Origin of the sequence: Nitrosomonas sp. (assembly GCA_016703745.1) — a bacterium.
In the GTDB taxonomy this organism is placed as follows: Bacteria; Pseudomonadota; Gammaproteobacteria; order Burkholderiales; family Nitrosomonadaceae; genus Nitrosomonas.
In genome coordinates this window covers 1768519-1787654 of the sequence record JADJBK010000006.1, presented here as the reverse complement: position 1 = coordinate 1787654, position 19136 = coordinate 1768519, and the positions used below count along the sequence as shown (strand labels likewise).

The 19136-nt window shown below is 49.7% G+C and carries 18 protein-coding genes and 2 pseudogenes; 10 read left to right on the top strand and 10 right to left on the bottom strand.

Translation table 11 applies throughout. From position 1 onward, the window contains the following. The first annotated feature begins 146 nt into the window (after window positions 1-146). Window positions 147-516: pseudogene (locus tag IPG31_09585) on the top strand (helix-turn-helix transcriptional regulator). Window positions 517-783: 267 nt separating this feature from the next. Here IPG31_09585 and IPG31_09580 read toward each other — a convergent pair. Next, entirely contained in the window at window positions 784-1302 is a 519-nt protein-coding gene (locus IPG31_09580) for a CreA family protein (GenBank protein MBK6618587.1), read from the bottom strand. A 165-nt stretch (window positions 1303-1467) separates the two neighbouring features. On the opposite strand from IPG31_09580, the gene IPG31_09575 reads away from it, so the two are divergent. From IPG31_09575 to dacB, 6 genes are read left to right on the top strand one after another with little or no spacing between them, the layout of a single operon-like run. Then, window positions 1468-2256 (top strand): aldolase, encoded by a 789-nt coding sequence (locus IPG31_09575; protein ID MBK6618586.1) that lies wholly within the window; start codon window positions 1468-1470, stop codon window positions 2254-2256. Window positions 2257-2258: 2 nt separating this feature from the next. Further along, window positions 2259-5936 carry a response regulator gene (locus tag IPG31_09570; protein ID MBK6618585.1) on the top strand — a complete coding sequence of 1226 codons (3678 nt, stop codon included), beginning with the start codon at window positions 2259-2261 and terminating at the stop codon, window positions 5934-5936. Then, window positions 5933-7126 carry an ADP-forming succinate--CoA ligase subunit beta gene (gene sucC, locus IPG31_09565; GenBank protein MBK6618584.1) on the top strand — a complete coding sequence of 398 codons (1194 nt, stop codon included), beginning with the start codon at window positions 5933-5935 and terminating at the stop codon, window positions 7124-7126. Before IPG31_09570 ends, sucC begins: the two co-directional genes overlap by 4 nt. Next, window positions 7126-8001: a succinate--CoA ligase subunit alpha gene (sucD, locus tag IPG31_09560; GenBank protein MBK6618583.1), complete on the top strand. Its 876-nt coding sequence runs from the start codon at window positions 7126-7128 to the stop codon at window positions 7999-8001. Before sucC ends, sucD begins: the two co-directional genes overlap by 1 nt. A 31-nt stretch (window positions 8002-8032) precedes the next feature. After that, window positions 8033-8362 carry a hypothetical protein gene (locus IPG31_09555; GenBank protein ID MBK6618582.1) on the top strand — a complete coding sequence of 110 codons (330 nt, stop codon included), beginning with the start codon at window positions 8033-8035 and terminating at the stop codon, window positions 8360-8362. Between the two features lie 31 nt (window positions 8363-8393). Then, on the top strand, window positions 8394-9830 hold the full coding sequence (gene dacB, locus IPG31_09550) for a D-alanyl-D-alanine carboxypeptidase/D-alanyl-D-alanine-endopeptidase (GenBank protein ID MBK6618581.1): 1437 nt from the start codon (window positions 8394-8396) through the stop codon (window positions 9828-9830). A 433-nt stretch (window positions 9831-10263) separates the two neighbouring features. On the opposite strand, the gene IPG31_09545 is transcribed toward dacB, so the two are convergent. Both IPG31_09545 and IPG31_09540 read right to left on the bottom strand, forming a co-directional pair. Next, the gene (locus tag IPG31_09545) at window positions 10264-10560 is read right to left on the bottom strand and encodes a type II toxin-antitoxin system RelE/ParE family toxin (protein MBK6618580.1); all 297 of its coding nucleotides are present in this window, start codon (window positions 10558-10560) and stop codon (window positions 10264-10266) included. Further along, a complete protein-coding gene (locus tag IPG31_09540) occupies window positions 10545-10778 on the bottom strand; it encodes an addiction module protein (GenBank protein MBK6618579.1) in 234 nt (77 codons plus the stop codon). Before IPG31_09540 ends, IPG31_09545 begins: the two co-directional genes overlap by 16 nt. 137 nt (window positions 10779-10915) lie before the next feature. Here IPG31_09540 and IPG31_09535 point away from each other — a divergent pair. Continuing rightward, window positions 10916-11071: pseudogene (locus IPG31_09535) on the top strand (IS91 family transposase). 226 nt (window positions 11072-11297) lie between these two features. Here the strand turns inward: IPG31_09535 and IPG31_09530 are convergent. The 6 genes from IPG31_09530 to argH form a co-directional block, all read right to left on the bottom strand. Then, window positions 11298-11564 carry a DUF2442 domain-containing protein gene (locus IPG31_09530; GenBank protein MBK6618578.1) on the bottom strand — a complete coding sequence of 89 codons (267 nt, stop codon included), beginning with the start codon at window positions 11562-11564 and terminating at the stop codon, window positions 11298-11300. Continuing rightward, complete coding sequence (locus tag IPG31_09525; protein MBK6618577.1) at window positions 11524-11763, bottom strand: DUF4160 domain-containing protein; 240 nt, start codon at window positions 11761-11763, stop codon at window positions 11524-11526. Before IPG31_09525 ends, IPG31_09530 begins: the two co-directional genes overlap by 41 nt. 97 nt (window positions 11764-11860) lie before the next feature. Then, window positions 11861-12367, bottom strand: coding sequence for a hypothetical protein (locus IPG31_09520; protein ID MBK6618576.1), 507 nt, complete (start codon window positions 12365-12367; stop codon window positions 11861-11863). Window positions 12368-12596: 229 nt separating this feature from the next. Continuing rightward, on the bottom strand, window positions 12597-14045 hold the full coding sequence (locus IPG31_09515; GenBank protein ID MBK6618575.1) for a dynamin family protein: 1449 nt from the start codon (window positions 14043-14045) through the stop codon (window positions 12597-12599). Window positions 14046-14137: 92 nt separating this feature from the next. After that, window positions 14138-15043, bottom strand: a complete 906-nt coding sequence (locus tag IPG31_09510) for a fructosamine kinase family protein (GenBank protein ID MBK6618574.1) — start codon at window positions 15041-15043, stop codon at window positions 14138-14140. A 7-nt stretch (window positions 15044-15050) separates the two neighbouring features. Further along, on the bottom strand, window positions 15051-16436 hold the full coding sequence (argH, locus tag IPG31_09505) for an argininosuccinate lyase (protein ID MBK6618573.1): 1386 nt from the start codon (window positions 16434-16436) through the stop codon (window positions 15051-15053). Window positions 16437-16637: 201 nt separating this feature from the next. Between argH and IPG31_09500 the strand changes: the two genes are divergently transcribed. Further along, window positions 16638-17303, top strand: a complete 666-nt coding sequence (locus tag IPG31_09500) for a hypothetical protein (protein ID MBK6618572.1) — start codon at window positions 16638-16640, stop codon at window positions 17301-17303. Between the two features lie 71 nt (window positions 17304-17374). On the opposite strand, the gene murA is transcribed toward IPG31_09500, so the two are convergent. After that, entirely contained in the window at window positions 17375-18634 is a 1260-nt protein-coding gene (murA, locus tag IPG31_09495) for a UDP-N-acetylglucosamine 1-carboxyvinyltransferase (protein ID MBK6618571.1), read from the bottom strand. 84 nt (window positions 18635-18718) lie between these two features. Between murA and IPG31_09490 the strand changes: the two genes are divergently transcribed. Beyond that, window positions 18719-19117: a RidA family protein gene (locus IPG31_09490; GenBank protein ID MBK6618570.1), complete on the top strand. Its 399-nt coding sequence runs from the start codon at window positions 18719-18721 to the stop codon at window positions 19115-19117. Window positions 19118-19136 lie beyond the last annotated feature (19 nt).

The following is a 19136-nucleotide window of genomic DNA, read 5'->3' as shown; positions in this document are numbered from 1 at the left end:
CGCGAAAAAGTAACACACCCCATGTGAAGAATTCGTGAAGCAAAATAATAAAATGATGTAGCTTAAAACTCTGGTAATTATTCACCGAGAAAAATATAACAAGTACTTGACAGGTTTTTTGTGCGGAAAAACGGGAAGGGGCGTTCATATCACCGAGGACAGGAGTAAACAATGTAGCAAAGTATCGCCCGGCATCAGGCACTCGGCAAGTCGGGGTAAAACTCGCTCAGCTCGGCGATAAATAGGCGTTATTGATTATCCGCGATCTGTTATTGAGTAGAAGGCGCTATCGAGAGCTGCCGACTTCACCGGAAGGAATAGCGACCAATGTACTGGCAGACCGGTTAAAAAGCCGGAAACTGCCGGCATTGTTATGCGGCAAGCGTATCAACAAGAACCGGTAAGGCACGAATATATACTGACAAAGAAAGGAAAAGATTTGTGTCCGGTGCTGCAGGCTTTAGTGAAATGGGAAAAACCTATTATCCAGACACCACGGTACTTAAACCTGGGTAGGGCGCAACGGTATAAATTGCTCGGCACAGCCAATTGCACACGTTTTCCATGATGCCGAAACGCCCAATGGTAAAACACGCTTTCGCATGGTTAGAAAAATGCCGACGGCTGTAGAAAAATTGTGAACGTAAGCTCAACACCAGCCCACAGTTCGCCCATCCTGCTTTCTTGGTATAGTTACCACAAAGACTGTGAACAGATTCTAAGGGCTGAACTATAGAGAACAAACAAACCGTCCGGGCTTATAGCAAATAGTCCGGCAAGGCATCAGTGCCAAGGTGCAACGGGAATAACCGAAATACTGTTTTTCGGGGAGCCCTCAATGATTCTATCGCTGTATGTCAGGTAAACCAGCACGTTACGCTTGGGATCGTAAAAACGGACAACCTGCAGGGATTTAAATAGTAACGAAGTACTTTTTTTGAATACTTCCTCACCATCTGTCTTGCCGTTCTTGACGGTGTCTGGCAACTGGATTGGTCCGGTTTGCCGGCAGGCGATTGCCGCATCTGCGGTATCCTCTGCCACGCCAACTGACCCACTGATTCCGCCGGTTTTAGCGCGACTCAAGTAGCAGGTTGCGCCAGGAATATCCGGATCATCAAACGCCTCGACCATAATTTTATCATTTGCACCCAGCAGCTTGAATTTCGTAGATACGTTGCCAATTTTCTCAGCGCATAATGAAGTTGAAAGTAGCGTGATAACAGCAAACCAGCCAATTTTCCTGCAAGTTGTCCAGCTTGATGAATTAATAAGAGTCGGTTTGAAATATTGATATTTCATGGAAGTACTCCTGTATTTGTGGTAGAAAAGGGAACAATGTATCTGCGGGATGGCAAGCTGTGCTGGATTCTACCATTACAGATAGGGGCGTAATACACTTTGCCAGGTACTGATTTACCTTGCTGACAGGTTGAAATTATCACCAAAATAACGGAGAACCTCGCCATGGCTGAAGATACCTTCCATCTTAACAAACAACAACTGATGCAACGCAGCATCGAGCAGATGGCCGATGCAATGCCAGCTGCAAATTTTACAACCGTTGAGAAAGTAGCGTTGACTTGTCGCATCCTATTCGACAATGGACATGATTCAGGATTGGCTGGGCAGATTACCGCGCGCGGTGATCTGCCAGGTACATTTGTCACACAGCGACTTGGGTTGGGGTTTGATGAAACGGGTGTCAGCAATCTGCTGCTGGTTGATGAAAACTTACGGGTTCTGCAGGGTGATGGAATGCCTAACCCAGCCAACCGGTTTCATGCATGGGTATACCGTGCGCGACCGGATGTCAGCTGTATCATTCATACCCATGCCGCCCATACGGCAGCACTTAGTATGCTCGAAGTACCGCTGGTAATTTCACATATGGATAACTGCGTACTCTATGACGACGTGGCTTTTTTGGCCGAGTGGCCGGGAGTACCCGTCGGCAACGAAGAAGGGGAGCGAATTGCTCAGGCGTTGGGAACAAAGCGCGCTTTGCTGCTGGCGCATCATGGATTACTGGTCGCATGCAGCGGCGTCGAGGAAGCTTGTCTGCTGGCGCTCGCATTCGAACGAACGGCACGCCTGCAATTACTGGCGAGCGCGGCGGGTAATATCAAACCAATCCAGCCAGAATTAGGACATGAGGCACATGATTGGATTTTACAGGCGCAACGCACCGCGAGCGCATTTGCCTATTATGCAAGACGTTCATTGAAACATCATGCAGACTGTTTGCGCAAATGAAAATCAACATTACTTCGCTCACGCATCGCTTTGCTATCTGGTTTGCGCTGGTTGCCTTACTGCCGATTGCACTGGTTGGCTATGGACTGTTGCACTACTCTGAAAAAGCGGTGCAGCAGTCAACGGTTCTGAAAATTTCAGCTATCGCTGACAAAAAGGTTGAACAAATTGATGCCTATTTGCAAGGCCGCATTCTTGACGCCAATATTATTCAGGCGTCAGGAACCACCCACGAGGCTATTGGCAGACTTAGTGAAGCTTTCAAGCAGGAAGGCGTTGATTCAGAGAATTACCAAAAAATGGACGGACGTTACCGTAGTCATTTCACCCGCTTTCTCGAGAATGCCGGTTACTATGATCTCTTTCTGATCTCTCTCGATGGCTGGCTGGTTTTTACGGTCAGCCATGAGGCGGATTTTGCCACCAATCTGATTGATGGCCCTTATCGCGATACGGGTCTCGGGCAAGCATTTCGTAAAACGCTGGAAACGCAGGAAAACAGCTTGTCAGATTTTGAGTATTACACCCCGTCTCATGGTGCGATTGCCGCTTTTATTGCGGTGCCGATCATTGTTGAGGACAAGCTGCAGGGTGTGCTGGCATTACAGATATTCAGCGAACATGTGTTCAGCGTGTTGACAAACAATGTCGGATTGGGTCAAAGCGGTGAGACAGTGGTAGTTCGCAAGCAGGATGCCCAATCCGTACTGGTCATGGCTCCATTGCGAGCTGATCCAGAAGCTGCCCTGAAAAAAACCATTTCGCTGGATGAGCCTTCATTTTCTTTGGCGATACAAAACAGTCTGCAGAATTTGCCAGGGCAGGGTCTCGTTGCTGATTATCGGGGGGTGCCCGTTGTGGCGGCGTGGCGGCATTTACCACGCATGGACTGGGGTGTAGTGGTCAAAATGGATGCAAAAGAAGCCTTTACTTCCCTGGCGCAAATGCACGTCATCGGCCTGACGGCGCTCGGCCTGACATTCTTGTTGGCAGTGATGGGCGCATTGCTATTTAACCGGCGGGTGGTAATGCCACTGAAGACATTGAATGCCTGCGCGCAGGAAGTCGCTGCTGGCAATCTGCGCCATCATGTTCCCAGCGAAGGCTGGAACGAAATCGGACATCTCGCCCATGCCTTCAATGCGATGAGCGAACGGCTGAATATCAGTTATCAGCATCTGGAAGCGCGCGTGGCGGAACGAACGGCCAGGCTGGAGGAAGTCAATGCCGAGCTGGCGATCAAGGAAGAGGAAACCCGCTCAGTCGTCGAACATATGGTGGACTGTGTGGTAACAACCGATGAGCGGGGCGTGATGCTGTCAGTCAATCCCGTCATAAAAAAACTGTTTGGATATGACCCTTCAGAGGTAATCGGACAAAATGTTTCCATCTTCGTGCCTGAGCCAGACGGCAGCAAACATGAATTCTATATGCAACGTTATTGCGAAACCGGGCATGGGCAGCAGTACGTGGGACAGCATTTTCAGCCAGAGAGGCACAGCGTCGGCCTCGGGCGTGAAGTGGTTGGCGTGCATAAGGATGGCACATTGATTCCCACTTATCTGGCAGTGAGCGAATATTTTGTCTCAGGCAAACGGCATTTTACTGGGGTGATGCGCGATATCCGTAAACATGTAAAAATCCGGCAGGATCTGGAGCAGGCAAAACTGGAAGCAGAACAGGCCAATCAGGCCAAATCGGCTTTTCTCGCTGCCATGAGTCACGAAATACGCACGCCGATGAATGGCGTTATTGGCATGATCGATGTGTTGAGTCAGACCAGTCTGAGCGGTTATCAGAAAGAGATGACCGATCTTATTCGTGAATCAGCTTTTGCCTTGCTTGAAATTATTGAAGATATCCTTGATTTTTCCAAGATTGAGGCTGGCAGGCTGGAAGTCGAGCAGGTGCCAATATCCCTGGTTACGGTAGTGGAACGTGCCTGTGGCATGCTCGAGCATCTGGCGGTTGTCAAGGAAGTGGAATTGACGCTGTTCATTGATCCCGGTGTCCCCGGGAATGTGCTGGGAGATGCCTTGCGTCTGCGGCAAGTGCTGGTCAACCTCATCAACAATGCCATCAAATTTTCCAGTGGATTACCGCGCAGGGGGCATGTTGCGGTACGGGTGACAGTGGCTGAGTCTGCTGGGGATACCGTAACGGTTTCGTTTCAAATAACCGATAACGGTATCGGCATGGATGAAACAACCCAACAACATTTATTCACCCCTTTTTCCCAGGGAGATGCCTCCACAACACGCCGTTTTGGCGGAACGGGGCTAGGTTTAACCATTTGCCAGCGCCTCGTGACCTTAATGCAAGGCAAAATACGGGTAGATAGCGAACCTGAAAAAGGTTCGGTATTTACTTTGTTGCTACCTCTCAAGGTGTTGCAGGAAAAATCCGAACGTGATCAGACACGTGCGGTTGATCTGACCGGCCTGTCCTGCCTGGTATTGAGCTCTGAAGATGGACTGGGACAGGATTTGGCACTGTATTTACGATATGCAGGCGCATCGGTCAAATTGCTGACAGATTTTTCAGCCGCGCCCGAACATATCAAAGCGCTTTCGGACGGCCCATGGCTGCTGGTTATTGACGCAGGCGATGGAGAACCACCGTTTGAAACATTTCGTGCGCAACTCGATCACGATTTAGGCCATGGTCTCAATTTTGTAGTGGTACGGCGTGGACGGCGCCACCGTGGGCGGCTGGAAAATAACGGCGTAGTCACGCTCGATGGCAATATTCTCTATCGCCAGGCGTTTCTACATGCCGTGGCGGCGGCGGCTGGACGTGAAAAACTGGAGCGGGACCAATCGATCGTTGTCGGCGAGCTTGAAAAAGTGGTGCCACTGACACGTGATGAGGCAATCCGTCAGGGGAACATGATCCTGGTTGCTGAAGATAATGAAATCAACCAGAAAGTCATCCGCCAACAGCTTGCCTTGCTCGGCTATGCAGTCGATATTGCCACTAATGGACGTGAGGCGTTGCGGCGCTGGGAGAGCGGGGTGTATGCGCTGATACTGACAGATTTGCATATGCCGGAGATGGATGGCTATGAATTGACAAAAATCATTCGCGCCAATAAGTCAGACGGCAATCGTATTCCGATCATCGCTCTAACGGCCAATGCACTCAAGGGAGAGTCTGATAAATGTCGTGCGCTGGGCATGAATGATTATCTGACCAAGCCCGTGCAGCTCGAACAGCTCAAAACGGTATTGGAGAACTGGCTCGGTAAACCGTCACATCCGATTGTTGTCAGCGCAACCGAAGGGCAGCTTCACACCCACACGAACCAGACTGCCGTGCTGGACATTGAAGTACTAAAAAAACTGATTGGTGATGATCCGGCGATGATTGCCGAGTTTTTGCAGGATTTTCGCCTGAGTGCTGCTGCAATAGCCGAGCAAATCACTCCTGCCCTCAGAAATGGTCAGTTTGAGGCAGTGCAGGCAGCGGCACATAAACTTAAATCCTCGGCACGCTCAGTCGGTGCGCTGGTGCTGGGTGATTGCTGTGCGGCTATGGAATCAGCCGCCAAAGAAAGAGACGCAAACAGGTTGAATGAGCTGTTGCTCAGTTTTACTGCGACATTGGCTGAGGTAAAAACCCGTATTGCAGCCATGCTGGAAATCCATTCAGCTAACAACTTCCAGAAGGAGGCAAAATGAAAATTCATGAGTATCAGGCCAAGCAGATTTTAGGGCGATATGGTGTGGCTGTCCCGTCAGGAGTAGCTTGCTTCAGCGCTGATGAAGCGGTTGCTGCTTCCCGGGAACTGGGTGGCAATCAGTGGGTGATCAAGGCGCAGATTTATGCTGGTGGACGCGGCAAAGGGGGTGGGGTGAAACTGGCAACCACATACGCAGATGTTCAAGAAATTGCCACTGCGATGCTCAATCATACCCTGGTGACGCCACAAACCGGACCAGATGGCCAGATGGTTAAGCGGTTGTATGTGGAACAGGGTGTCGAGATTGCGCATGAGTATTATGTGGCGCTGGTGGTGGATCGCGCAATGCAATGTATCAGTCTCATTGCCAGTGATGCAGGGGGGATGAATATCGAGCAGGTTGCCGCACAAACTCCAGAAAAAATTCACAAATTGGCCATCAATCCGCTGATTGGAGTAAACACTGAGGCCATCAAAGGGATAGCTCAGGAACTTCACCTGCCGCAAGCGAGCTGGCCAGATTTTGCTCGATTGATCGCACAACTTTACCGGGCATTCGATGAAAATGATGCATCATTACTGGAGATCAACCCCTTGGTCATTACAGATAATGACCAGTTACTGGCGCTCGATGCCAAACTCAATTTTGATGACAATGCCCTGTTTCGTCATCCGGAGATTGTGGCGTTGCGAGATCTGAACGAGGAAGATCCGCTCGAAGTCGAGGCAGCCAGGCATGAATTGTCCTACATCGCGCTTGACGGTAATATTGGCTGTCTGGTCAATGGTGCGGGACTTGCGATGGCAACGATGGATATCATTAAGTTATATGGCGGCAATCCGGCGAATTTTCTTGATGTCGGTGGTGGCGCAACGGCAGAAAAAGTAACCGAAGCTTTCAAGATCATGTTACGCCATCCAAACGTTGCAGCTATTCTGGTCAATATTTTTGGCGGCATCATGCGATGTGATGTTATCGCCGAAGGAATCGTGCAAGCAGCTCGAGAGGTGAAGCTGGCCGTCCCACTGATTGTTCGCCTGGCAGGTACTAACGCCGAAATGGGTAAACAAATTTTGGCACAATCTGGTCTTTCGGTAATTTCTGTCGGCAACATGGCAGATGCAGCCAGGCAAGCAGTAGAGTTGACCGCAAGCTCAAGCTCGACACAACTGGGGAATATAAACTGATGGCTATTCTGATCGATCGTAATACACGCGTCATGACACAGGGTATGACCGGCAAGACGGGGCAGTTTCATACCCAGCAGTGTCTGCAGTATGCTTATGGGAGGGACGGTTTCGTCGCGGGAGTGAACCCCAAAAAAGCTGGAGAAAAATTTGAAGGTATTCCGGTGTTTGCAACTGTACAGGCCGCTAAACAGGCAACGGGTGCGACCGTATCGGTCATCTATGTACCCGCTCCTTTTGCGGCGAGTGCAATCGATGAAGCGGTAGAAGCCGGGCTTGATCTCGTGATCTGCATCACGGAAGGCATTCCGGTGAAAGACATGCTACGGACACGCGCACGCATGCTGGGCAGAAAAACCCTGCTGGTTGGACCCAATTGTCCGGGCATCATCACACCGGATGAATTGAAGATTGGCATCATGCCGGGGGCGATTCACCGGAAAGGCCGGATTGGTGTGGTATCCCGATCCGGCACGCTGACATACGAAGCTGTTGCACAATTGAGTGAACTTGGTTTGGGGCAATCGACCTGTGTCGGCATTGGCGGTGATGCCATTAACGGATTAAAGCATCTCGATGTACTGCGGTTGTTCAATGATGATGATGAAACCGAAGGTGTCCTGATGGTGGGTGAAATTGGCGGATCGGATGAGGAAGATTGCGCGCGCTGGGTGAAGCAGCACATGCGTAAGCCGGTGGTAGGATTCATTGCGGGTGTGACCGCACCCGCAGGTAAACGCATGGGGCATGCAGGTGCGATCATAGCGGGCGGCAAGGGGACAGCACAGGAAAAAATTGCAGTGATGGAAGCATGCGGTATTCGTGTCACGCGCAATCCAGCTGAAATGGGTAAATTAATGCAATCTGTACTGTAGCGAGAATTTGATGGGGACTCCAAATGTGGTGGTGTTACGTATTTTTTTTGGCGCAGCAATGCTGCTTCTCACCGGGTGTGTCACTCGACCCTATCCTGATCCGAAAGCGGATTATCCAGTTCATAAACCATCCACGGATCCGGCTGCTGTTCAACGCCCTGCCGGCCCCTTGCCACCGAGCGCTCGTCCGGTCTATAACCTGACGGGTTATCCGGCGGCGACCCAGGAAGGATACATAGATGGTTGTGAAACAGCCAAACAAAGCGCATACGCTTATAAAGATGCCAAGCGGTATAAGGCTGACGGACAATACCGCATGGGGTGGGATGATGGATTTTCGATCTGTCGCAAAACGCGTTAGCGTAAAACAGCAAGCCAAGAGGTATGGAAAATTGACAAGAATTCTGAAAATCGCCTTTGTTGCCACGATAGCTGCTCTGCTGTCACCGGCACACGCAAGCAATTTACCCGCATCTATCAGTCAGCTGTTGCAGAAAGCTGGAATACCGGAGGATGCCATTTCAGTTTTTGTCCAGCCAGTCGATGCCAGCCAACCCTCACTGACAGTCAATGCCGATAAAGCCATGAATCCTGCTTCGGTGATGAAGCTGGTCACCACCTATGCCGGCCTCGAATTACTTGGCTCTGGTTATACCTGGCGGACGGAGGTTTATACACAAGGCAATATCCGGGATGACCGACTGCAGGGCGACCTGATTATTAAAGGTTATGGCGATCCCAGTTTGAATCTGGAAAATTTCTGGCAGTTAGTGCGCCAGATTCGCCAGACGGGTCTACGTGAAATCAGCGGCGATCTGGTATTGGATTACAGCCATTACAACCTGGCGCCTGCCAGCCCCGCCGCCTTTGATGGTGAGCGCTACAAACCATATAACGTTTTACCGGAAGCGCTGCTGGTTAATTATCGGACTTCCGCTTTACATATCATGCCGGATGGACAGCGTGACCAGATTAGAATTGTTGAGGATCCCGAACTACAGTTAATGGATTTGCATAATCAGATGCAATCAACCAGAAAAAATTGTGGAAACTGGCGTCATCACATCCGGACAGAAATTTTGGAAAACGGAGTTGGAAGCAAGCGTCCTTCCGTGAAATTCAACGGCAACTATTCACTTCATTGTGGACATAACACCTATTATCTAAGCCTGCACGACAGCGAGCATTATATTCATGGCTTATTCAAGAGTTTCTGGCAGCAATCTGGTGGCAGTTTTAACGGCAGAGTCAGACGGGAAAAGATTCCTGGTGGGACAATGCCGATCAGGACTTTTCACTCCCCGCCACTCGCCGACGTGATTCGGGGCATCAACAAATTCAGCAATAATGTGGCAGCAAGGCAGCTGTATCTGTCTCTGGGAGAGAAACAGACAAATGGCAATCAGTCGCTCTCAATGGATCTTGCGCACGCGGCAATACGACAGTGGTTATTCACCAAGCGCCTAAACTTTCCTGAACTGGTGATAGAAAATGGATCGGGCCTGTCACGTAAGGAAAGAATCAGCGCGCGTCATTTGGGAAAATTACTGGTAGACGCATTTCATTCCCCGGTCATGCCTGAATTCATGTCGTCATTGGCAGTGATGGGTATCGATGGAACAACACGAAATCGTCTCAAGAAAACAGGGGTTGTCGGCAGGTCTCATCTAAAAACAGGCTCATTAAGAGATGTCTCAGCCATTGCCGGTTATGTGCTGGATAATAAAAACCGGCGTCACGTCTTTGTTTTTGTGGTTAATCACCCCAAGGCAGCCAGCGCCAGGGCCGCCATGGACACCTTCATTAAGTGGATCCACGTCAGCAGCTAGTTGCACTTTTCCTGAATTATCAGGAGCCGTGAAGAAATAAGGGTAGCAATTAGGCGCGTCTGGCGGGATGCAAGGCGAAAGGGGGCGTCATAGCCTGGCTATGGCGACGACGAACAACACCACAGTGCGCCCACCGGACGCGATCTAAGTATTGCCGTTAATTCAAGTATTACAGTTAATTGAACGAAGCCGCTATCGCGGAGAAACACCCCTCAGCAACCAGTTTTAATAAGCCAAGTGTATTTAGCAAACTGTCACCGTAATTTCACCGTAATTTCCGAATGTGAGAGCAATGGCAATAGCAATGGCGCTCAGGATTTCTTTGTAAGGCACGATTCCCATGCTATTGATCGCCTAACGTAGCATTAACCGGCGCTGCGCGGCTTTATCGCGCAGCGCCCAGCGACTGAAAGAAGCGAGGTTCAGCGCCATGTTAGCGGTTTTTTGACCAACGTTTCGGATCACGAGCATCATGTAACACAGCGAAAATATGTATGAGATTGCCCCGTACCGCATAAAACAAACCGTAAGGGAATCGCGGCAGGAGAGCTCGGCGAACATCAGGAATTACCTCAGCATAAAGCAGAGGTGCTTGTTCTAGCCGCTTTAGCTGTAACTCCATTGCGGCGATGAACTCTTCACCGAGACCAGGGCTTTGCAATTCATACCACTCTTGAGCTTCGCCAATTTCACGCAACGCCCGCGAAGAAAATTTTAGGCGGAACGCCATGAGCCATCTTTAAGGCAGGATTTCACCTGCTCCCAAGAATAACCAGCTTCCGGGTTTGCCTCAAACTCTGCCATTCGTGCTTCGAGCTCAATCTTCAGTTCAGGCGAAACCTTCACGGCTTCAGGCACAGCTGCAACGCTGTCCCAAATAAGCTCAACAAGACGAATACGCTCCTGTATAGGAAGCTCAAGAATATCGGAAATAGAAATATTGTTCATGTCGGGCATTGTATCCCTTTTCAGCCCGCGTAGCTCCGATTACGCTAACGCTAATCGGACCCACGGCCCTGCCCACTCCGACGCATACTCGCCCTGGTGTTCTCGCAATAGTCGGACAGCGCGTTCCCGTACTTCCGGTACCACTGGCGCAACTGATCAAACGTGTCGTGCTCCCTCCACCGCAACCACGCTCGATGAGTCGCTGCAAATGTTGTGACGGGGTGATGAAGATTGTCCGTACCCAACCTGCCGGACTTGGCAGGCTGGGGCGCACTCGCCCTGCGAAAGGGTGAAATCAGGTGAAAACGCATCAAGAATGGCAGGTTGCGCAGAACAGGTTGCTGCAATGGCAACTTTTAGCGGTGAAATTTTGGGTATGACGCGGAATAGAACCCGATAGCGCCGCACCGGTCAGAGAGATATTTCCATAACAAGCAGAATCATGACAGCCCCACCGGGCTTGTCCAACAATCGGTTCAGATTGTGGCTCGCTTCGCGATCACAATCTAACCTTACTCGTTATGTGCTCTTTGCTTTATTTGGGAACCGTTCTGGATGTTCAATAATTTCTTCCGTGAGGTCCACATCGATATCAGGCCAATAAAAGTGACCGGGTGAGGGTTCCTCAACATTCATAATTACCTTTACTGGTTGATTCTTGAACCAAGTAAATTCATCGTACGGCAAGAATAGCTCTCGGTCATGAACCAACAACCAGATTCCGTGACTGGAAATATTTGTTACTTCAACCGCCGAAGTAATGTTTCCATGCGCCGATAAGCTCATGATAGTGTTCCTCGATAAGTGACTCTATTTCTTCCAACTGCTGCCGATTGTAACGATAGTTTTTCGCAAGCAGGAGTTCCGGCTCAAGCCAGAACTTCGCTTCGCCATCCCCGGACACCACATGCACGTGCATCCGTGATTCCTCACGCGAGAAAAAGAAGAACCTATATCCCTTCTCTCTGAATACCGTAGGACTCATCTATTTTCCTTGCACATAACTACTGGCATGTGGGGCTGGCAACCGCAAAGCGAAGCGGCGCGGTTGCCAGCCCCACACGATGCCATTGTTAGGTACTTTAATTCACTCTCTTCATTTGGTGACGCAGTTCTGACGGCACATCCTGAATCAAAACAATAGATATACTTCCATCAGTTGTATTATTGTTGTGAGCTACTTTTTCATCCAAGGTTGATGTTATCTGTTCAGGGGATAGCGTATACATCGCACCATTTAGTGGATCAACGATAAACCAACCGATGAGTCCCCCAAAAATAAAGTTTCCACCAATGTACCATCCGTTTGCACGGGCAGTGATTGGGATCACTTGCTTTTCATAACCTGCTTTAGTAATTTCTACAGTAAAGCTCTTTTTGCCCCAGTAACTGCCATCACTTTTTTGTAGCGTAACACTTGTTGGTGTTAAGCCCTTAAATACTTGAATCCCTTTTTCATCAGTAATGAGTATCGTTGCATCACTTGGGGTGCTGGATATTGGAACAAGTTGAATTTTGTCCCCAACAATTGTTGCACAACCGCCAAGCAGCGTTGCTGACAGTATTAATATAAATACCGATTTTTTCATATTTTTTCCCAATGTCTTGTCCTTTTTTCTTCGGTTAAGTGCCGGACGAACACCTAACGCAGTAATAACGGGCGGCGACGTCCCGTGGAACTACTCGTTATAAACGCCCCCTGACGCATGAGCCGGACAAATATCCAAATCATGCACCAAGGAGTCTGCACAGCAGATTGCGCCAACCATTATCACCAGAAGATCCATCGTATCAAAGACATTTAATGGCAGCGTGATATCAACGATCCTGCTGATGTCCAGATGGGTCGGTAAATTGATCATTCAGGAGCTGGATATAATCGTTGGCATCATCTTTTACCTGCGCCAGTACCCGCCGATTATCGGAATTCCAGCCAGCCGGCTTCTGTAAAAACAGGGGCCGATAGCCTGCGGTACTCTTGCTAAAAGCCTGACTGAATTGTTTGATAGCGTTATGGTCGTGCCCAAATTCATTGGGTATTTTTTTCAGCATGCTGCCTGCCACCCTGCCACGGATTGTGAAATGGATATAACCGGCGAAGATGAGTGAAAGTCCGGCCATCAGTACCGAGGAAGTTTCACCGGCGGTCAGGCCATTTACGCAATCCCTCACGAGATGCCAGCTATCTGTCAGGGTCAGCGCCGTGCCAGCCAGCACCAGCAGTAAGCCGAAGATAATCCCATCAAACAGGAACACCTTGCTTTTCCATTGATCCAGCATGGCTTTCAACTTACCGACCGTCTGATTTTCGATGGTATCAGCAGTCTGTTCGAGCATGGCAGCAATACGATAAGAACGTTCGATTTCAATTTGTTGCATTCGTGCGTAGATGTCGGTCATATCTTCCTCACGTTTTTTCTCAAAACGCTCGCGTACTTGAAGGTCTTCGATTGGCATCGCGGCTTCTTTATCATAAATCCGGTAAAAACGCCCCGCCAGCAATCCGGACTGCGCCAGTGAACGCTGCCAGGCCGAGACCACTTCCTCAGGATTATCTTCTCTGGCGGTGACGTCGATCTGATTGAGAATATAAAGAAATTTGTTGGCATCCGGGCGATTGATGGTCGAAGTAACCAGATATTCCAGGGTGTCATGCATGGCACCAGGCTCCGGATGGCGCGCATCAAAGAACACCAGCACCAGATCAGAAAGATCGATAATGTGCTGCGTCAACCGCAGGGTAGAAGAACGTTGACTGTCCGCATCAAACCCTGGCGAATCAATCAGAATTTTGCCACGAATTTTTTCTGATGGGCAGGTCTTGAGTTGTATGTAGGCATCAATACGCTGCGGACCAGCCTCGGCAATTTCATCAATACTGCGGCTAATCTGGTAGAACGGAAAGCGCGGATCCGCATCCAGTGCCACACCGGGCAAGGTCTTGATTTCATCATGACGGCTATAGCATACGACCGTAAACTTGTCATCGACGGCCTGATTGCCGGTTCGTTGCAGATGCAGGTCCAGATAAGAATTGATGAAGGTTGATTTTCCGGATGAAAAAGTGCCGAGTACCGCAATCATTGGCCACCAGGTCACTGAAGTTGCATAGGTTTCATCCCGGTTCAACAGACCAAGATCCTGTGCGACCTGATCCAGTTTTCTGAAACTGTGAACAGCCTTGGCCAGCACCGGATTATCCGGATGCTCTTCAGCCAGGTGTTTCTCAAGATTGGCAAGATGCCTGATGACATTGGCTTCGCTCATATTTAACGTTCCTTATAGGTTAGTTGACAGAAAATCCGCAATTCTGCACCTTTTTGAAGATTGCGGTGTTCTTGTTGTCGGATGACGAGAGATCAGTGTATTTCGGCCAGCAACTCGCTCATGGTCACTTCTGCCTGATGCAGATAATGCCCTCCAAATAAATTGAGGTGATTGAGGATATGATACAGATTATAGAGTTGCTTGCGCACGCGATAACCACCATCCAAAGGCCAGGCCGCCTGGTAGGCAGCATAAAAATCGGCTGAAAACCCTCCAAACAGTTCGGTCATGGCCAGATCAGCTTCACGATCACCGTAATAAACGGCAGGGTCGAATACTACCGGCTGACCCCCATCGTCAAAAGCATAGTTACCGCTCCATAAATCACCATGCAGCAGGGAGGCAACTGGTGTCGTATCAAAGAAATCCGCCACATCCTGCATTAACCGTTCCCCGAGTCGCTGCAGATGACCACCATAGCCATTTTTTTGAGCCAGTCTGAGCTGAAAATTCAGGCGATGCTCTCGCCAGAATGCAATCCAGTCAAGAGACGGGGTATTTTTCTGCAAGGTTGCGCCAATCGTATTGTCATGCTTCCAGCCAAACTGGTCGGCAGTGTGGCGGTGCATGCTGGCAAGCGCAGTGCCCAGTGTTATCTGATTTCCATGATTTTGTAACGGAATAAATTCAAGCGCAAACCAGGCATGATCCCGCTCAATACCATAACATAATGGTCGTGGCACGCGCAGCGTTGCGGATTGCCTGATTTCATCCAACCCCGCGCTTTCGCTGGAAAACAGGGGCAGGCAATTGGCGGAGTTAACTTTGATAAAGAAACGTTGCTGACTACCCTCAAAACAGAAGGCTTGACTGATACACCCCCCACCAATAGATACGATGCGTTTAGCTAAAAATTCCGGTTCAACTTCTTCTGCCAGCCGGGCCGCAATCCCTGGCCAGGGGGGCTCCGTTAATGAAAGACTCGGCGCGCGCGGCATGGCAACATCATTCGGCCACCAGTTTTCTTGCCTGCATGATTGCCTGGCGAACCTGGTCAGGTGCCGTGCCGCCTGGATGATTGCGGCTCTGCAGCGAACCTTCCAGAGTCAGAATGGCAAAAACGTCAGCTTCGATGATGGCCGAGAATTGTTTTAACTCCGGCAATGAAAGCGTACTGAGGTCACACTGTTTGCTTTCAGCGGCACGAACCACGTTTGCCACGATTTCGTGCGCATCACGAAACGGCATGCCTTTTCTGACCAGATAATCGGCAAGATCGGTTGCCGTGGCGTGCCCACGTAACGCCGCCTGACGCATTGCGGCCTGATTGACCTGTACGCCTGTCATCATGTCAGCGTAAATACGCAAGGTATCCCTCAGCGTATCGACAGTATCAAACAGCGGCTCCTTGTCCTCCTGATTATCCTTGTTATACGCCAATGGCTGCGATTTCATCAATGTCAGTAATGCCACCAGATGGCCATTGATCCGACCGGTTTTACCCCGAACCAGCTCCGGCACATCAGGGTTTTTCTTCTGCGGCATGATCGATGAACCGGTGCAGAAACGGTCAGCCAGTTCAATGAAGCCAAATGAAGGGCTCATCCACAGGATCAGCTCTTCCGAGAAACGTGACAAATGCGTCATGATAAGCGCAGCGCAGGCACAAAATTCAATGGCAAAATCCCGGTCAGAAACCGCATCAAGCGAATTCCGGCATATTCCGTCAAACCCGAGTTCCCGCGCAACGGCTTCGCGATCGATCGGATAACTGGTACCCGCAAGCGCCGCCGCCCCCAGTGGCAGCTGGTTGATACGCCGTCTGCTGTCCTGCAGACGCTGCACATCGCGTTGCAGCATTTCAAAATATGCCAGCAGATGGTGACCAAAAGTAACAGGTTGCGCAACCTGCAGATGGGTAAAACCCGGCATGATGGTGTCAGCGTGCTGTTCGGCCAGCTCCAGCAACGCCCGTTGTAATACCCGTATCAGACTGATAATTTCATCGCTGGCGGCACGCAGATACAAGCGAATATCGGTTGCGACCTGATCGTTGCGCGAGCGGGCAGTATGCAGCCTCTTGCCAGCATCACCCACCAGCGCAGTAAGTCGATGTTCGATATTGAGGTGCACGTCCTCGCGCTCAATCTGCCAGTCAAACTGATGGTTGCGGATTTCATCACGAATCTGCTCCAGGCCGCGCTCAATAGCGGCAAGATCATTACTGCCAATAATGCCAGCCGCAGCCAGCATATGCGCATGGGCAAGCGACCCATGGATATCGTATTCAGCCAGCTTGTAATCAAACCCTACCGAAGCAGTGTATCTCGCCACCAATTCTGAAACGGGTTCGTTGAAGCGACCTGACCATTTTTTTTTGTCTTGTTCCACTGCGCGTTGTCTTTTAGATAAAAGACCGCTATTTTACCGGGAAAGTTATTCTCTTCCGGACACAATTTGCTGAATATGCAACACTTGTTACAAGAAATTCCCTGAATGTTTATTACCATGCTTTCCCTTTGAAAGGGAATGATGGATAATTAGCCGTTTTCACTTGTGGCACTCATTCATTTATTTAAGGAGCTAAATTTTATGTCAGATCAATACACGCAAAATGGGGGCGATCAGTCCAAGGATAAGATTGAATGGAGCAAGCCTGCTTCGCTATGGAATATTCTGACCAAGAAATGCGCACCTCTCGCCGAACTCCAACAAAAACAATTGCCCTCCTGGTCACTTCTGGCATTTGTAGCAGTGCTGTTACTCATGTTTATCTGGAAACAGATTGCCGTCAATCAAGCTGATTCTCGTTTGGAAAAAGGACAAGCCCAGCTTGCTCAACAGCTTGAGCTGGAACGTAACGATTTGATGAAAAAAGCTCGTGAATATGCTGATAGTCAATACAAGAATGAAGAAGAGCGCTTCGGACAAGTACTTGCCTGGGCAGTACGCGGTGAATTGCTACGCAATAACCTGGATCAAATTGATCAATACCTGACCGAACTCGTCAAAACCAAGGATACAGAACGGGTTGTGCTGATCAGTGAAGAAGGCAAACTGCTGGTATCAACCGATAAAAGACTGGAAGATGAAGCCGCCGCAAAAACATATCCAAAAGAAGTGCTGAATCAACGCAAAGTCACCATGACATCAGATAGCAAAGGTAGAAAAATGCTGGTCGTACCGGTGATGGGACTAAATTCCCGCTTGGGAACCGTGGTAATAACCTACAACCCCCCTTCATTGCTGAAAGACTGACTGGTTTAATTACCTGAAAGCCTCCGGCTTAACCGGGGGCTTTTTTCATCCTCAACCTTTTATTACTCCCTTCATCCTTCCCTTATACGAGTAATATTTGCGCCAAGTCGCTCCAGTTTGGTTTCAATCTGCTCATAACCGCGATCCAAATGATAAATTCGGCTGATCTCGGTTTCTCCTGACGCAATCAGGCCCGCAATCACCAGGCAGGCAGATGCACGCAGGTCGGTTGCCATCACCTTGGCGCCACCCAGTCCAGCAACTCCGGAAACAATGGCGGTATTACCTTCGACATGAATATTGGCATTAAGTCGTTGCAACTCCTGGACATGCATGAAACGATTCTCGAAAATAGTTTCTGTTATTACAGCTGTCCCTTCAGCAATCGTATTCATCGCCATGAATTGCGCCTGCATATCAGTAGGAAAGGCGGGGTACGGAGCCGTGCGCAGACTGACGGCGCGCGGCCGACGACTCATGCTGAGATGAATCCAGTTCTCACCAGCATCAATACTGGCACCCGCTTCAACAAGTTTATCCAGAACGGCATCCAGCAAATTAGCGCGGGTATGCATCAGGTGAACTTCACCACCACAAGCCGTTACTGCAGTCAGGAAGGTTCCCGTTTCGATCCGATCAGGCATAACCACATGCAATCCGCCGTGCAGTCTTTCCACGCCTTCAATGGTGATAATGTCACTACCCGCACCTTGTATTTTTGCACCCATGCTGATCAGGCAATTGGCAAGGTCGATCACTTCTGGTTCACGCGCGGCATTTTCGAGGATCGTTATGCCGTGCGCCAGGGTAGCCGCCATCATCAAATTCTCTGTGCCCGTAACAGTAACAATATCCATAATGATACGCGCACCTGTCAGACGATCAGCGCGCGCTTGGATGTATCCCTGTTCAATGCTGATTTCAGCTCCCATCGCCTGCAATCCCTTGATATGCTGGTCTACCGGACGCAAGCCAATTGCGCAACCACCCGGTAGTGAGATGTGCGCCTGTCCAGTGCGCGCCAACAGGGGACCCAACACCAGAATAGCCGCCCGCATGGTTTTAACCATCTCATAAGGTGCGGTTGGATTGATAACCGTAGTGGCCGAAAATGCGATATCACCCTCATCATTTGCTAGAATACGCACACCAATCTGCTCAAGCAGCGCCATCATGGTTGCCACGTCCTGCAGATTAGGGATATTTTGCAATACCATGGTTTCGCCAGTCAGCAGTGACGCACACATTGCGGGCAGAGCCGCATTTTTAGCGCCGGAAATACGGATCTCTCCACAAAGCTCCTGTCCTCCCTGGATAATGAGTTTTTGCATGAATTCTGAGTTGAAATTTATATAGGCAGAAAAACCAGCAGCGGTAAGTAGTTGACATTCTATCGTAATATTTGGGAGATAAGCATGCGCAAAACAATTGTAACCACCAGCGAAGCGCCACAGGCTATCGGAACTTATTCGCAGGCAGTAAAGGTGATGGGTGGCGAAACAGTCTACCTCTCTGGTCAGATTGGACTTGATCCGGCTCAGATGAAAATGGTATCCGGGATCGATGCGCAAATCGAACAGGTAATCGCTAATCTCAAGGCTGTTGCCGTGGCAAGCGGTGGGAGCTTAAGTGATGTGGTCAAGCTTAACGTCTATCTCATTGACTTGACAGATTTTGCAAAAGTCAATGAAGCCATGAGCAGGCATTTTAGTCAGCCCTACCCTGCGCGGGCTGCAATCGGCGTATTGGCGCTACCACGCGATGCGCTGGTGGAAATGGATGCAATCATGGTATTAAACAACGATCAGGTCTAACGGATTTACCATTAATTTT